The following is a 14136-nucleotide window of genomic DNA, read 5'->3' as shown; positions in this document are numbered from 1 at the left end:
GGCGGCCCGTGCCGTCACCGCACCATCGCCGGCGAGGACGCGTCCGCCACCCGCAGGGCCGGGGCGCCCGTGCCGTCCGCCGGCACGGTCCAGATGTCGCTGCCCCGCCCGTCCCGGCCGGGCAGTGCGTAGCCGAGCGTGTGGTCGTCCAGCCAGGCCGCCTGGTCGTCGACGCTGCGCTGCTCCGCGAGCGGCCGCTCGCGCATCGTGCGCAGGTCGAGCACGTACAGCCGCCACGGGTCGCGTGCCCCGTCGTGTACCCGCTTCTTGAAGGCCAGCCGGGTGTTGTCGGGCGAGAGGGACGGGCACTCCACGTTCTCGCGCAGGGCGCGGGCCGTCCATGCGCGCATGTCGCCCTCGACGAGGTGGGTCCGGCCCTTGGTGGAGACCGTGGCGTAGAAGCGGTTGTCGTCGCGGGCGAAGCTGACGCCCCAGTAGTTGACGTCGGGGGAGTGGTAGCGGCGGCCGCCGAGGGTCAGGGGGATGTCCTCCATGTTCTTGACCAGGTAGCCGGTGCGGGTGTCGAGGATGGACGTACGGGTGGAGAAGGACGAGCTGGCGTAGGAGTCGCCGGTGGCGAACATCGTCCAGGACAGCATCCGGCCCGAGGCGGAGACCCGTGCCCGGTTGGGGATGCCGGTCAGGGCGATCCGGCGCTTCTCGCGCAGCCGCCCGTCCAGGACGACGGCGTACGCGGCCGGGGGGATGCCGGGGCGGCGCTGGAGGCACAGGGCGGTGCCGCCGGCCGCGTAGAAGCGCTCGCAGGCGGGGCCGCCGGTGGCGCGGTGGTCGGGCCCCGGCGCGGCGGCCGCCCGCACGCCCGCCCCCGCGGCCGGGCCGGGGGCGGCGGACAGCCGTGCGACGCGGCCGGACCCGGCGCCCTCCCGCGTACTGCGGAAGTACAGCCGGCCGTGGTCCAGGCCGAACGCCGAAGGGGCGTCGGCCGCTTCGGTGCGCTGCACCGCCGTCACCGTGTAGACCACGGCGACCGTGGCGAGCACGGCGGTGGCGACCGCGACGGCGATGATCCTGACGCGCATCGGGAGCCCGGCGGCGCCCGTACCCTTCCCTGCCTCCGGTGCGTCTGTCATGCCGGTCACGACCGCCTTTCCGTACGGGGGAGCAGTGCTGCGGCGCCCGCGAGGGCGGCCGCCAGGACGACGGCCGCGGCGACCAGCGCGGCCCGGCTGCCCCACAGCGTCCAGGCGGCGCCGAAACCTGCGGCGGCGAGCAGCCGGGACAGCGCCTGGCCCGTCTGGAGCAGCGCCATGCCGCTCGCCCGCCGCGCGGCCGGCAGCACCGGGCCCGCCAGCGCCATGAGCACGCCGTCGGTGGCCGCGTAGAAGACACCGACCAGCAGGAGGACCCCGGCCATCAGGGCGGTGCCGTCGCCGGCGATGAGCAGCAGTACGTAGGCGGCGAGCAGGGCCACGTGGCCGAGGAGGAAGGGGACCCGGCGCCCGACGCGGTCGCCGAGCCGGCCGGCGGGCACCGCGAGCAGCAGGTAGACCGCGGCGGTGCCGAGCGGCAGCAGCGGGAACCAGCGCACCGCGAAGTCCAGTTGCTTCTGGAGCAGCAGGTAGACGAACGAGTCGCCGATGGTGGCCGCGCCCAGCAGGGCGGCGGCCAGCATGATGCGCCGGAAGGCGGCGTCGCGCAGCGGTTCGGTGATCCTGTCGCGCAGCGGCACCCGCGGCTCCGGGGCGGCGGCCGCGCCCGGGTCGGCGCGCCCCGGTACGAACGCCACCAGCAGCAGCACGCCCAGCAGCCCGACGCAGAAGCTGACGACGAACACCGCGTCGTAGGCGTCCGCTGTCGCCCACAGCAGGGCGAACGCGACCAGCGGGCCGAGCAGCGCGCCCGTGGTGTCCATCGCGCGGTGCACCCCGAACGCCCGGCCCAGCGTGTCCGGCGGGCTGCTGAGCGAGATCAGCGCGTCGCGCGGGGCGGTCCGTACGCCCTTGCCGACGCGGTCGGCGGCGATGGCCGCGCCGATCCCGGCCGTGCCGCCGCCCGCGAGCAGCAGGCCCAGCCGGGACAGCGCGGACAGCGCGTACCCGAAGCCGGCCACGAGCTTGTGCCGTCCGCCGCGGTCCGCGACGTGCCCGCCCAGCAGCCGCACGAGCGCGGTGACGCCGTTGTACAGCCCGTCGAGGAACCCGAACTGGAGCGGGGACAGGCCCAGTTGCAGGACGAAGTAGAGCGGCAGCACCGCGGTGACCATCTCGGAGGAGATGTCGGTGACCAGGCTGACCGTGCCGAGCGCGAGGACCGGTCCGGCGACGCGGCCGCGCGTCAGCTGCGTGGTGGCGGCGGCCGCGCCGGTGGTGGCGAGATACATGAGGGGCGGGTCCCGGGCCGGTCAGTGGCACTTGTAGGAGGGGCTGCTGTCCTTCGTCGTCCCGTCCGTGCCGACCAGGTCCCAGGAGAACCCGTCGTCGGTGAAGTTCAGCTTGACCACGCCGAAGGTCTTCGTCAGCCGCTTCTCGCTGTTCGGCTGGACCTCCTCGATCTTGTACGGGTTGGCGCCGCCCATCCCGGCGAGCAGCTCGACCAGGCCGTTCGGGTCGGCCTTGCCGTCCGGGTCCTGCGGCGCGAAGCGCTCGTAGTGGTGGTCGTGCCCGTTGAGGACCAGTTCGGCCTTGGCGTCGTACAGCAGCTTCCACACCGGCCTGCCGACCGGGTTGTTGCCGTGCTCGCCGGAGGAGAACAGCGGGTGGTGCCAGTAGGCGGCCACGCACTTCTTGGAGTTGGCGGCGAGGTCGTCCTTGAGCCACTTGGTCTGCGCGGAGTCCAGGCTGTTGGAGTCCAGCGCGACGAAGTGCCAGTTGCCCTGGTCGAAGCTGTAGTAGCTCTTGCCCTTGGGATAGGCGACGGAGCCGAAGTAGGACTTGTAGCCGGCCAGTTTGCCCGCCGGGTCGTACGTCTCGTGGTTGCCGGCCACCGGGTGGGTCTTGGCCTTGAAGGCGCCCCAGGAGGTGTCGTAGTACTTCTGGAAGTCCTTCAGCCGGGCGTCGTCGTACTGGTTGTCGCCCATGGTCAGCACGAAGGCCGGGTTGATCCTCTTGACCTGGGCCGCGGTCTTCGGGTGCACGCAGCTGCTGCTGCTCGCGGTGCACCGCTCGGCGATGTCCCCGGCGGCCACCGCCGTGAAGCCGCCGGCCCGCGCCCCCGCCCGTTCCGGCGCGGCGTCCGCGCGGCCGGCGGGCGACCACAGCAGCGCACCGCCGACGAGCGCGAGGACCGCGCCCGCGGCGGTGGGTATGCCGGTGCGGGGGTTGGACAGGAAGGTGCGGGACTTCGGGGCGCGGGGGGTGGGCGTCATGTCCGTCTCCTCGGTCGGCGGGGGTGCCGTACGGAGGAATCTTGGCGACGGCTCATGTACGCGTCAATAAATCCGACGGAGAATAGTTAGGAAACTTTCCTACTCGCTCCCGTGCCGCGTTACTCCACCAACTCGGCCTCGTAGAAGCACAGGTGGTCCTTGATCTGCGCGACCGCCGGCTTGGGCGCAGGGTAGGCCCACGCGATGTCCTGCGGGCCACCGGAAAGTGACCAGTAGGAGGCGTCTCCCTTGAACGGGCAGTGCGTGCTGGTGTCGGACGGGACCAGCAGATCGGTCCGTACGTCCTCGGGCGGCAGGTAGTAGCGCACCGGATAGCCGGTCTCGTGCAGCAGCAGCGGGCGGCGGCTGTCGGCGACGACCCGGCCGTCGTGGACCACGCGGACGTGGTCGGTGCCCTGCTCGACGGTGATGCGGTGGCCTGGTACGGACATGGCGTTCCTCTCTCGGGGGCGCGCCGGGGCGGCGCGGCCCTTCCAGCGTCGCACCGGCCGCGGGCGGACGCCTTCTTGCTCTTTCGGCAAATTTATTTCCGCCTACGGCCGGAGCCGCCGCACTGTGGGCGCATGACCACACCGGAACGGAACACACCCACCGTCCCCCAGCACTCTCACCCCGCACAACCGGCCCCCGACACCGAACAGTTCTGGGAGGAGCGGTACCGCGGCGGCAAACAGCACGGGCGTGGACGGCCCAACACCGTGCTGGCGGACATGGTCGCCGGCCTCCCCGCCGGCACCGCCCTCGACCTGGGCTGCGGGCCCGGCGGCGACACGCTGTGGCTGGCCCGGCGCGGCTGGCAGGTGACCGCCGTGGACGTGGCGCCCACCGCGTTGGAGCTGGTCAGGGCGGACGCCGCCGACGCCGGCCTGGCCTCCCGGGTCCGTACCGAACAGCACGATCTCGGCGTGTCGTTCCCGGCCGGCCGCTTCGACCTGGTCTCCGCCCAGTTCCTCCAGTCGCCGATCGACTTCCCCCGGCAGCGGGTGCTGCGGCAGGCCGCCGAGGCGGTCGCCCCCGGAGGCTTGCTGCTGATCGTCGAGCACGCCTCCGTCCCGCCCTGGGGCCAGGGGGCGCCGGGAGCCGTCATGCCGACCGCGGCCGGAACGCTCGCCGGGCTCGCCCTGAACGCCGCGGAGTGGACCGTCGAGACCGCCGAGCTGCGGCAGCGCGAGGCGACCGGCCCCGCCGGCGAGCACGCGACGCTCGACGACAACGTCATCGCCGTACGCCGCCACCGCTGACGGCCGCCGGCTGTCCGGCTACACCTCCCGGATGCCCCGGCCCGCCCACTCCGGCGCGGGCCGGACCAGCGCCGACAGCCGCCGGCCGGTGTCCTGCGGCAGCGGCGCCGCACGGCCCCCGTCCCGGCGGACGTGGAGGGCGAAGACCTCCTCGGTGGCCACCGGCTCGCCGGACGGCTCGCCGGCGTACATCTCGTGGACGAACCGCACCTTGCGCGGGCCCACGCCCAGCACCGTGGTCCGTACGAGCAGTTCGGCGCCGCGCGGCACCTCCGCGAGGTAGCGGACGTGCGCCTCGACCGTGTAAAGCGAGTGGCCGCTGCGCGCGCGGTAGGCCGCGTCGAGCCCGGTCGCGTCCATGAGGGCGTCCGTGGCGAAGCCGAAGACCAGCACGTAGTACGCCTCGGAGAGATGGCCGTTGTAGTCGATCCAGTCGTCCTGGACCGTCCGGCGCAGCAGGGGCAGGCGCGCCGTCACCCGGCGGGCCCGTCCAGCCGCCCGGTCGCGCGCAGGACGTTGATGACGCCCTGGTCGCGCTCGGCCACGAGCTGTGCGTACGTGCGGCCCCCGGCCGCTTCCGCGCAGCCGTCGACCACCGCGTCGCGCAGCGCCCGGTCCAGCTCGGGCGCCTCCAGCCTGGTCCAGGGCGACTTCAGCGACGGGCCGAAGTGGTCGAGCATGTGGGCCATGCCGCCCTCGCCGCCGGCCAGCGCGAACGTCAGGATCGGGCCCATGAACGCCCAGCGCAGCCCGGGGCCCTCGGTGATCGAGGCGTCGATGTCCGCGACGGTGGCCTCGCCGTTGGCGACCATGTGCAGCGCCTCGCGCCACAGGGCTTCCTGGAGGCGGTTGGCGATGAAGCCGGGCAGCTCGCGGTCCATGGTGATGACGGACTTGCCCGCCACGCCGTAGAACCCGCCCGCCCACTCCACCGCCTCGCGGTCGGTCCGCTCGCCGCCCACGACCTCCACCAGCGGGATGAGGTACGGCGGGTTGAACGGGTGACCGACGACCAGGCGGCCCGGCGTGGCGGCCGCCGTCTGCATGTCGGTCATCGGGTAGCCGGAGGTGGAGGAGGCGATGACGACGCCGGGCGGCGTCGCGGCGTCCAGCCGGGCGAGCAGGTCGCGCTTGAGGTCCAGCTCCTCGGGGGCGCTCTCCTGGACGAAATCGGCGTCCGCGACGGCCTCGGCGAGCGTGAACGCCACGGTGAGGCGGTCGGGGGAGGCGCCCTCGGCGAGACCGAGCTGTTCCAGCGCCGGCCAGGCGGCGTCCACCAGGCGGCGCAGCTTGTCCTCGGCGTCCGGCGCGGGGTCCCAGGCGGTGACGTCGTAGCCGCGGGCGAGGAAGTGGGCGACCCAGCCGCCGCCTATGACGCCGGCGCCGATGCACGCCACGCGGCGTACGGAAGAGGGAGGAAGGGGAGGCATGGCCAACTCCTGGGGTGGGCGGGGGCTGAAGAGGATCAGCCGCGCGGCTTCAGGCCGAGGCGCGCTCGGGCCTGGTCCGGGGTGGCGACCGTCGCGCCCAGCAACTCCGTGATCTGCACGGCCCGTTCGACCAGCTGGCCGTTGGTGGCTTTGACACCCTTGCCCAGGTACAGGTTGTCCTCCAGGCCCACCCGGACGTTCCCGCCGAGGAGGATGGACTGCGCGACCCACGGCATCTGCATCCGGCCGAGCGCGAAGCTGGCCCACTCGGCGCCCTCCGGGAGCATCGCGACCATCGACTGGAGCACGCCGGGATCGGCCGGCGCGCCCCACGGAACGCCCATGCACAGCTGGAAGACGGTCGGGTCGTCGAGCAGCCCCTCGGCCAGCAGCTGCTTGGCGAACCACAGCTGCCCGGTGTCGAAGATCTCCAGCTCCGGGCGCACCCCCAGCTCCTGGATGCGCTTGGCGCCCGCGCGCAGCATGTCGGGGGTGGAGACGTAGAGGCTGGAGCCCTCGCCGAAGTTGAGGGAGCCGCAGTCCAGGGTGCAGATGTCGGGCAGCAGTTCCTCGACGTGCGGCAGCCGCTCCAGGCCGCCGACCAGGTCCGTGCCGGGCAGGTACCGCAGCGGCTCGTCCGGGTCGACGACGAGGTCGCCGCCCATCCCGGCGGTCAGGTTGACGACGACGTCGGTGCCGGTCTCCTTGATGCGCTCGACGACCTCGGCGTACAGGCGCGGATCGCGGGACGGCGCGCCGGTCTCCGGATCGCGTACGTGGACGTGGACGACGGCGGCACCGGCCGAGGCCGCCTCCACGGCGGACGCGGCGATCTGCCCGGGGGTGACGGGCACGTGCGGGGAGCGGCGCACGGTGTCGCCCGCGCCGGTCAGCGCGCAGGTGATGACGACCTCGTTGTTCACGGCAATTCCTTAGCTCGGCGCGGAGGGGCGAGGGGGCTGCGTACGAACCGGGGACAGTTCGCTGTCGACGAAGGCGAGCAGGGCCGCGTGCATGCTGTCGGGGCCGGTGCTGTCGGGGGCGGTGGCGAGCACCTGCGTGGCCAGGCCGTCGATGAGCGCGGTCAGCCGCAGCGCCGTGAACTCCGGGTCCACCGCCCGGAAGACGCCCTGCTCGACGCCCCGGTGCACGACCTCGGCGACGGTGGTCCGCCACTGCCGGTAGTAGTGCTCGTGCAGCCGCCCGACGGCGGTGGAGCGGGCGGCCTGGGCCCACAGGTCGAGCCAGACCAGCCACTGCCGCCGCTGCTGTCCGGTGCGCGGCGTCTGCAGCGCGATGAGGTGCAGCAATTCGGCGCGGGCGTCCGGGGCGTCGGCCAGGCCCGCCGCGCGCCGGGCGGTGTCCTCGTCCATGCACCAGCGCACGGCCGCTTCCAGCAGTTCGTCGCGGCCGGGGAAGTGGTAGTGCACGGCGGCCGTGCTGGTGCCGCAGGCGGCGGCGATGTCGGCGACCCGGACGCCGTGGAAGCCGTGCTCGGCGATCAGCCGGACGGTTTCCCTGACGATCTGCAGCGGCCGGCCGCCGTCGGGCACCGCGGCCGGCTCCCGGCCGCGCGCCGGCGGTGCGCCCCGGGAGCCGAGCAGCCACGCCACGTCCACGCCGCCGATGTCCGCGACGCGCACGATCTCGGCGAGGGTGAACCGCCGGGTGCCACTCAGCGACCTGGACAGCTTGGAGGGGTCCATCACGATCCGCCGGGCGAACTCGCGGCGGCTGCACCCGAGACTCTCGACCACCTTCTTGACGCGGCCGGTGATATCGCCCGCGTCGTCGGCGACCCGGGTTCCGGGGTCTTCGTCCATGGTCCGGGACCGTAACAGCGTGTTGAGAATACCGCAACGATCTCAACGGGAGTAAGTGGCTCTCGGGCTTGATATGTCGGGGTGGTGGCTCGGAATTGCGCACTGACTGATGAGAAAGTCAGCACGAGCGCGGACGGTGGCTGCCGGGTCTCCGGACCGCCCGCTTACCGGACGAATGTGGCAAAGTGGCGGACATGGCTGACCGGGGCGCGAAGCTGCCGGCCGTGTCGGTGCCGGACGACTGGCCCGCCCACCCGGACCTGACGCTGGCCCTCAACGGCATGGGCGGCTTCGACTGGGACCTCGACAGCGGCCGCATGCACATGGACGGCTCCGCTCTTGAGGTCTTCGACCTGCTGCCGGAGGAGTACGACTCCCGTCCGGCGAGTCTGTCCTGCCGCGTGCCACCGGAGGAGGGGGCGCGCCTGGACGCCGTCGTCTCACAGGCCCTGAAGGACGGCAGCGACTCCTACGGCGCCTACTTCCGCATCCGGCTGCGGGACGGCACGGTGCGCTGGACCCACACCCAGGCCAGCATCCGCCGCGACGCGAGCGGCACCCCGCGCCGCATCATCGGGATCGTCCGGGACGCGAGCCAGGAGTACGCGCAGGCGGCGGAGCGGGCCGAGGCGCACGCGCGGAAGCTGCGCAACACCGGCATCGTGGAGCGCACCACCGCCGCGCTGGCCCACGCCAGGACCGTCCGCGACGTCATCGACGTGCTCGGCGACGACCAGGCCCTGAGCCGGCTGGGCGCGCAGAACATCATCGTCGGCCTGGTCGAGGCGGGCCGCGTCCGGGTGATCCACGAAGGGCAGGCCGGCACCTTCGTACCGCAGCACGAGATCCTCCGCATCGAGGACCGGTTTCCGATGACCGAGGTGGTCCGCACCCTGCAACCCTGCTTCATCCGCTCCCGCGCCGAGTTCGCCGAGCGCTACCCCGCGCTCTGGCCGCATCTCGAACGGATGAACTTCGGCTCCGCCGCGTACCTGCCGCTCATCGCGCAGGCCCGGCCGATCGGCGTGGTGGGGCTCTTCTACCGCTCGGAGAACCCGTTCGGCGTACAGGAGCGCAACCTGCTGCTCGCCCTCGGCTCCAGCGTCGCGCAGAGCCTGGCCCGCGCCATGCTCTACGACCAGGAGCACGACCTCGCCGAGGGCCTCCAGCAGGCCATGCTGCCCCGGCGCATCCCGGGCGTCCCCGGCGCCCAGATCGCCGTCCGCTACCGCGCCGCCCGCATCGGCCGGGACATCGGCGGCGACTGGTACGACGTGGTCCCGCTGCCCGACGGCCGGGTCGCCGCGGTCATCGGCGACGTCCAGGGGCACGACACCCACGCCGCGACCGTCATGGGACAGCTGCGGATCGTGCTGCGCGCCTACGCCGCCGAGGGGCACGCGCCCGCCACCGTCATGGCCCGCGCCTCCGCCTTCCTCGACGACCTGGACACCGACCGCTTCGCCACCTGCACGTACGCGGACGCCGACCTGGCCACCGGAACCGTGCGGCTGGTGCGCGCCGGGCACGTGGACCCGCTGCTGCGGCACGCCGAGGGACTGTGCCGCCGGCTGCCCGTCACCGGCGGCCTCCCGCTGGGCATCGGCACCGGGTTCCGCGACCTGGACTACCCCGTCACCACCGTCCACATGGCCGTCGGCGAGACCCTGGTGATGTACACCGACGGGCTGGTGGAGGAGCCCGGCGTGGACATCGACGACGGGGTGCGGGAGTTGGCCAGGGTGGTGCGCGACGGGCCGCAGGAGGTACAGCAACTGGCCGACCGGCTCTGCGACCTGGCGGCCGAGCGGTCCGGCGAGGACGACATGGCGATGCTGATCCTGCGGCGCGGCGGCGAGCCGCCCGAACCGGCCGCCGGACGGCTCCAGCAGCACGTCGCGCCCGACGACCCCCAGGGGCTGTCCGCCGCCCGCCACATGATCCGCGCCGCGGTCCGCACCTGGGGCGCCCGGGACCGCGCCGAGGAGGTCGAGCTGGTCGCCGACGAACTGATCACCAACGCGCTGCTGCACACCGACGGCGCCGCGGTGGTGACGGTACGGATGCCCCGCGGCGCCGACCGGCGGCTGCGGCTGGAGGTGGCGGACCGCTCCAGCGCGCTGCCGCGGCGCCGCGAACCCGGCGAGTCCGCGATGTCGGGGCGCGGGCTGCTGCTGGTCGACCGGCTGACGGATGTGTGGGGTGTGGAACCGCGCGGCACCGGAAAGTGCGTATGGTGCGAGTTCGACTGCCCGTGACGGCCGTTCCGTACCCGCGGGGACGGAACGGCCGGGGCGGGAACGGCCGCCGAGGGATCGGCACGGTGAAATGGGGACACGCGCTATGGGACCGGGGCCTGCGCAGCAGTGGGGGGACGCCCGCCAGGCGGCGGCGAAGCTGGACGCGGAGGGAGTCCGCGCCATCGCCCTGACCTGGGTCGACAACGCGGGCATCGCCCGGACCAAAACCGTGCCGACCGCCCGCCTGGCGCCCGCGGTACACCGCGGCGTCGGCATGTCCCCGGTCTTCGACGTCTTCACCTCCGACGACGCGATCACCGCGTCCGCCCACCTCGGCGGGCCCGACGGCGACCTGCGGCTCTTCCCCGACCTGGACCGGCTCACCGTGCTGGCCGCGCAGCCCGGCTGGGCCTGGGCGCCGGTGGACCGCTACGACCAGCTCGGCGCGCCGCACCCCGGCTGCCAGCGGCAGTTCGCCCGCCGCATGGTGGACCGCGCGGCCGACGCGGGACTCACCCTCCGGATGGGCTTCGAGACGGAATGGGTGGTCGCCCGCGCGCAGGGACCCGGCGGACGGCCGGGCGGCGCGGCCGGCACCGGACGCCTCGACGGCTCCGCCGGAGCGGGCGAACCCCTCGACTACCCCTGCGTCGGCCCCGCCTACGGCATGAGCCGGGTCGTCGAACTCTCCGACTACCTCCGCGACGTCGCCGAGGCGCTGGCCCTCCAGGACATCGACGTCCTGCAACTCCACCCCGAGTACGCGCCGGGCCAGTTCGAGGTGTCCACCGCCGCCGCCGACCCGCTGCGCGCCGCCGACGACCTGGTGCTCGTCCGGGAGACCGTACGGGCGGTGTCGCTGCGGCACGGCCTGCGGGCCAGCTTCGCGCCCACCGTCGTCGCCGGGCAGGTCGGCAACGGCTGCCACCTCCACCTCAGCCTGAGCCGCGGCGAACGCGGCCTGCACCGGGCCCCGGACCAGAAGTGGGGCCTGGACCCCGACGCCGCGGCCTTCCTCGGCGGCGTCCTGGAGGCGCTGCCCGCCCTGCTCGCCGTCGGCTGCCCCTCGCCCGCGAGCTACCTGCGGCTGGCCCCGTCCGCCTGGGCCGGGGCCTACCAGTGCTGGGGCGTGGAGAACCGGGAGGCCGCGCTGCGCCTGGTCACCGGAGCGCCCGGCGACCCGGACGGCGGGCACGCCGAGATCAAGCCCTTCGACGCCGCGGCCAACCCGTACCTGGCGGTCGGCGCGGTGCTCGCCGCCGGCCTGCACGGCATGTCGGCGGGCACCGCCTTGCCGCCGCCGGTCGCCGGCGACCCGGGCGCCCTGGGCGTACGCGAACGCGCCCGCCGCGGCATCGTCCGGCTGCCGTCGTCCCTGACCGAGTCCACCGACCTGCTGGCCCGTTCGACGGTGCTGACCGAGGCCATGGGCGAGGTGCTGCACGGTGCCGTGATCGCGGTACGCCGCGCCGAGGAGGCGCACTTCGACGGCAGCGAGCCCGAAGAGATCGCCGCCGCGACCCGCTGGAGGTACTGATGACGGCGACCGGCACCGGCGGCGGCCCGGACCTGGACCTGCCGCCGCTGGTGGACCAGCACTGCCACGGCGTGCTGCGCGGCGACCTGACGGCCGCCGAGTTCGAGTCGTACCTGACCGAGTCGGACCGGCCCGCCGCCGCGGGCACCACGTTCTTCGACACCCAGACCGGCTTCGCCGTGCGCCGCTGGTGCCCGCCGCTGCTCGGCCTCGCGCCGCACTGCCCGCCCGGCGACTACCTGGCCAGGCGGCGGGAACTGGGCGCGGCCGAGGCCCGGCGCCTGCTGCTCGGCGGCACCGGCATCGGCACGTACCTGGTGGACACCGGCCTGCCGGGCGACCTCACCGGGGCGCACGAGACGGCCGCGGCCGGCGGCGGCACCGGGCACGAGATCGTCCGCCTGGAGACGCTGGCGGAACGGGTCGCGGCCGGCGTACGGGCGGGGGAGGGCGCGGCGGCGGGCGCCGGCGCGGCCGCCGAGGTGTTCACGGCCGGCCTCGCCGACGCGGTACGGGACGCGGCCCGCACCGCCGTGGGCTTCAAGTCCGTCGCCGCCTACCGCCACGGCCTGGCCCTGGCACCCGAACCGCCCACCCGCGCCCAGGTGGCGGCCGCCGCCCGCGCCTGGCTCGCCACCGGCGCGAGCCGGCTCACCGACCCGGTCCTGCTGCGCCACCTGCTGTGGCTCGCCGCCGGCACCGCCCGCCCGCTCCAGCTGCACACCGGCTTCGGCGACCCCGACCTGCGCCTGCACCGCGCCGACCCGGCGCTGCTCACCGACTTCGCCCACGCCACCGCGGGCACCGGCACCGACCTGGTCCTGCTGCACTGCTACCCGTACCACCGCCAAGCCGCCTACCTGGCCGCCGTGTTCCCGCACGTGTACGCCGACGTCGGGCTGACCCTGGGGCACACCGGACCGCGCGCGGCGGCCGTACTGGCCGGGTTCCTGGAGCTGGCGCCCTTCGGCAAGCTGCTGTTCTCCACCGACGCCTACGGCCTGCCCGAGCTGTACACCGTCGGCAGCGCCGCCTTCCGCACGGCGCTGGCGGAGGTGCTGACCGGCTGGGTGCGCTCGGGCGCCTGGTCGGCGGCGGACGCCGACCGCGTCGCGGCACTGATCGCCGCCGGCAACGCCCGCCGCGTGTACGGCCTTTCGGGAGGCTGAGGGACGCCCGCAGGGCGCCGCCGCCCCGGTACGTGTCAGCACCACCGATCGTGCTTTACTGCCCCGTGCCTCCTGCCATATCCGCCTCCGGGTCCCGACCTCCGCTGTACACCCGCGTCTTCGCCGACATCACCCCGCTGCGCGCCTCGGCGCACTACCGCCGCCTGTGGTTCGGCAACACCGTCTCCTGGATCGGCCAGCAGATGACCGCCCTCGCGGTCTCCCTCCAGGTGTACGCGCTCACCGGCTCCACGTTCGCCGTCGGCGCGGTCGGCCTGTGCTCCCTGGTGCCGCTGGTCGTCTTCGGGCTGTACGGCGGCGCCATCGCCGACACCGTCGACCGCCGCAAACTCGGCCTGTTCAGCGCGGTGGGCGCCACCGTGCTGTCCGTGGCGCTGGCCGCCGCCACGCTCCTGGACGTACGTCAGGTCTGGGTGCTGTACGCGGTCGTCGCCCTCCAGGCGGTCTGCTTCGCGATGAACTCGCCCGCCCGCTCGTCGATGATCCCCCGCCTGCTGCCGCCCGAGCAGCTGCCCGCAGCCAACGCCCTCAGCTCGCTCACCACCAACCTCGGGATGATGGGCGGGCCGATGCTCGGCGGCGTCTTCGTCGGCCTGTGGGGCTACCAGGCCGCGTACCTGATCGACGTCGGCTGCTTCACGGCCGCCCTGTACGCCATGTGGCGGCTGCCCGCCATGCGCCCCGACCACGGCGGCGACGAGACGCCGCGCCGGCCTTCCGTCCTGGAAGGACTGCGCTTCCTGGCCACCCGGCCCAATCTGCGGACGGCCTTCTTCGCCGACCTGGCGGCCATGGTGCTGGCCCAGCCCCGCGCGCTGTTCCCCGCCATCGCCGTCCTCTGGTTCGGCGGCGACGCGAAGACGGTGGGCCTGCTCGCCGCCGCGCCCGCGGTCGGCGCCGTGCTCGGCGCGCTGTTCTCCGGGTGGCTCGGCGCCGTCCGCCGGCACGGCCTGGCCATCCTCGTCTCGGTCGCCGCCTGGGGAACGGCCGTCGCCTGCTTCGGGCTGACCCGCCACCTGTGGCTCGGCCTGTTCTTCCTGGCCGTCGCCGGCTGCGCCGACACCGTCTCGATGGTCTTCCGCGGCACCATGCTCCAGGCGGCCGCGCCGGACCGGATGCGCGGCCGCCTCCAGGGCGTGTTCATCGTCGTGGTCGCGGGCGGCCCCCGGCTCGGCGACTTCCTGGCGGGGTCGGCGGCCGGCCTCGCCACACCGGCCGTGGCGGTCGTCGGCGGCGGTGCCGCCTGCGTCGTGGCGGTGCTGCTCCTGGCCCTGTGGCGGCGCGACTTCGCACGGTACGACGCCCGGGACCCGCGGCCCTGAGGGGGCC

At 74.2% G+C, this 14136-nt stretch carries 13 protein-coding genes; 5 read left to right on the top strand and 8 right to left on the bottom strand.

The features are described 5' to 3' along the window. Positions 1–14: 14 nt before the first annotated feature. The 4 genes from ACH4K4_RS01960 to ACH4K4_RS01945 all read right to left on the bottom strand — a co-directional run bounded on the left by ACH4K4_RS01960 (position 15) and on the right by ACH4K4_RS01945 (position 3777). A complete protein-coding gene (locus ACH4K4_RS01960) occupies positions 15–1091 on the bottom strand; it encodes a hypothetical protein (protein WP_398164079.1) in 1077 nt (358 codons plus the stop codon). 5 nt (positions 1092–1096) lie between these two features. After that, positions 1097–2341, bottom strand: a complete 1245-nt coding sequence (locus ACH4K4_RS01955) for an MFS transporter (protein WP_398164078.1) — start codon at positions 2339–2341, stop codon at positions 1097–1099. Between the two features lie 21 nt (positions 2342–2362). After that, positions 2363–3325, bottom strand: a complete 963-nt coding sequence (locus tag ACH4K4_RS01950) for a metallophosphoesterase family protein (protein WP_398164077.1) — start codon at positions 3323–3325, stop codon at positions 2363–2365. Between the two features lie 119 nt (positions 3326–3444). Continuing rightward, positions 3445–3777: a DUF427 domain-containing protein gene (locus ACH4K4_RS01945; protein ID WP_398164076.1), complete on the bottom strand. Its 333-nt coding sequence runs from the start codon at positions 3775–3777 to the stop codon at positions 3445–3447. 132 nt (positions 3778–3909) lie between these two features. On the opposite strand from ACH4K4_RS01945, the gene ACH4K4_RS01940 reads away from it, so the two are divergent. Next, positions 3910–4587, top strand: a complete 678-nt coding sequence (locus tag ACH4K4_RS01940) for a class I SAM-dependent methyltransferase (RefSeq protein WP_398164075.1) — start codon at positions 3910–3912, stop codon at positions 4585–4587. 18 nt (positions 4588–4605) lie between these two features. Here ACH4K4_RS01940 and ACH4K4_RS01935 read toward each other — a convergent pair whose 3' ends face one another. From ACH4K4_RS01935 to ACH4K4_RS01920, 4 genes are read right to left on the bottom strand one after another with little or no spacing between them, the layout of a single operon-like run. Then, positions 4606–5064, bottom strand: a complete 459-nt coding sequence (locus ACH4K4_RS01935) for a thioesterase family protein (protein ID WP_398164074.1) — start codon at positions 5062–5064, stop codon at positions 4606–4608. After that, positions 5061–6017 carry a 3-hydroxyacyl-CoA dehydrogenase NAD-binding domain-containing protein gene (locus tag ACH4K4_RS01930; protein ID WP_398164073.1) on the bottom strand — a complete coding sequence of 319 codons (957 nt, stop codon included), beginning with the start codon at positions 6015–6017 and terminating at the stop codon, positions 5061–5063. Before ACH4K4_RS01930 ends, ACH4K4_RS01935 begins: the two co-directional genes overlap by 4 nt. 35 nt (positions 6018–6052) lie before the next feature. Further along, positions 6053–6940 (bottom strand): 3-keto-5-aminohexanoate cleavage protein, encoded by an 888-nt coding sequence (locus ACH4K4_RS01925; RefSeq protein ID WP_398164071.1) that lies wholly within the window; start codon positions 6938–6940, stop codon positions 6053–6055. A gap of 9 nt (positions 6941–6949) precedes the next feature. Beyond that, positions 6950–7840, bottom strand: a complete 891-nt coding sequence (locus ACH4K4_RS01920) for a TetR family transcriptional regulator C-terminal domain-containing protein (protein ID WP_398164070.1) — start codon at positions 7838–7840, stop codon at positions 6950–6952. 194 nt (positions 7841–8034) lie between these two features. Here ACH4K4_RS01920 and ACH4K4_RS01915 point away from each other — a divergent pair, with 194 nt between their 5' ends. The 4 genes from ACH4K4_RS01915 (at position 8035) to ACH4K4_RS01900 (ending at position 14129) form a co-directional block, all read left to right on the top strand. Beyond that, positions 8035–10098 (top strand): SpoIIE family protein phosphatase, encoded by a 2064-nt coding sequence (locus ACH4K4_RS01915; protein WP_398164068.1) that lies wholly within the window; start codon positions 8035–8037, stop codon positions 10096–10098. Between the two features lie 85 nt (positions 10099–10183). After that, positions 10184–11617 carry a glutamine synthetase family protein gene (locus ACH4K4_RS01910; RefSeq protein WP_398164066.1) on the top strand — a complete coding sequence of 478 codons (1434 nt, stop codon included), beginning with the start codon at positions 10184–10186 and terminating at the stop codon, positions 11615–11617. Next, positions 11617–12786, top strand: a complete 1170-nt coding sequence (locus ACH4K4_RS01905; RefSeq protein WP_398164065.1) for an amidohydrolase family protein — start codon at positions 11617–11619, stop codon at positions 12784–12786. Before ACH4K4_RS01910 ends, ACH4K4_RS01905 begins: the two co-directional genes overlap by 1 nt. 65 nt (positions 12787–12851) lie before the next feature. Beyond that, positions 12852–14129: an MFS transporter gene (locus ACH4K4_RS01900; protein WP_398164064.1), complete on the top strand. Its 1278-nt coding sequence runs from the start codon at positions 12852–12854 to the stop codon at positions 14127–14129. Positions 14130–14136 lie beyond the last annotated feature (7 nt).

The sequence above is a fragment of the Streptomyces sp. NPDC017529 genome (genome assembly GCF_044329785.1).
In the GTDB taxonomy this organism is placed as follows: domain Bacteria; phylum Actinomycetota; class Actinomycetes; order Streptomycetales; family Streptomycetaceae; genus Streptomyces.
Note: the sequence above shows the minus strand (reverse complement) of the source record. Positions and strands in the feature narration are given on the sequence as shown.

Coding starts and splice junctions, on each gene's coding strand:
- ACH4K4_RS01960 (WP_398164079.1), bottom strand. CDS start 1,091: ATGACAGACGCACCGGAGGCAGGGAAGGGTACGGGCGCCGCCGGGCTC.
- ACH4K4_RS01955 (WP_398164078.1), bottom strand. CDS start 2,341: ATGTATCTCGCCACCACCGGCGCGGCCGCCGCCACCACGCAGCTGACG.
- ACH4K4_RS01950 (WP_398164077.1), bottom strand. CDS start 3,325: ATGACGCCCACCCCCCGCGCCCCGAAGTCCCGCACCTTCCTGTCCAAC.
- ACH4K4_RS01945 (WP_398164076.1), bottom strand. CDS start 3,777: ATGTCCGTACCAGGCCACCGCATCACCGTCGAGCAGGGCACCGACCAC.
- ACH4K4_RS01940 (WP_398164075.1), top strand. CDS start 3,910: ATGACCACACCGGAACGGAACACACCCACCGTCCCCCAGCACTCTCAC.
- ACH4K4_RS01930 (WP_398164073.1), bottom strand. CDS start 6,017: ATGCCTCCCCTTCCTCCCTCTTCCGTACGCCGCGTGGCGTGCATCGGC.
- ACH4K4_RS01920 (WP_398164070.1), bottom strand. CDS start 7,840: ATGGACGAAGACCCCGGAACCCGGGTCGCCGACGACGCGGGCGATATC.
- ACH4K4_RS01915 (WP_398164068.1), top strand. CDS start 8,035: ATGGCTGACCGGGGCGCGAAGCTGCCGGCCGTGTCGGTGCCGGACGAC.
- ACH4K4_RS01910 (WP_398164066.1), top strand. CDS start 10,184: ATGGGACCGGGGCCTGCGCAGCAGTGGGGGGACGCCCGCCAGGCGGCG.
- ACH4K4_RS01905 (WP_398164065.1), top strand. CDS start 11,617: ATGACGGCGACCGGCACCGGCGGCGGCCCGGACCTGGACCTGCCGCCG.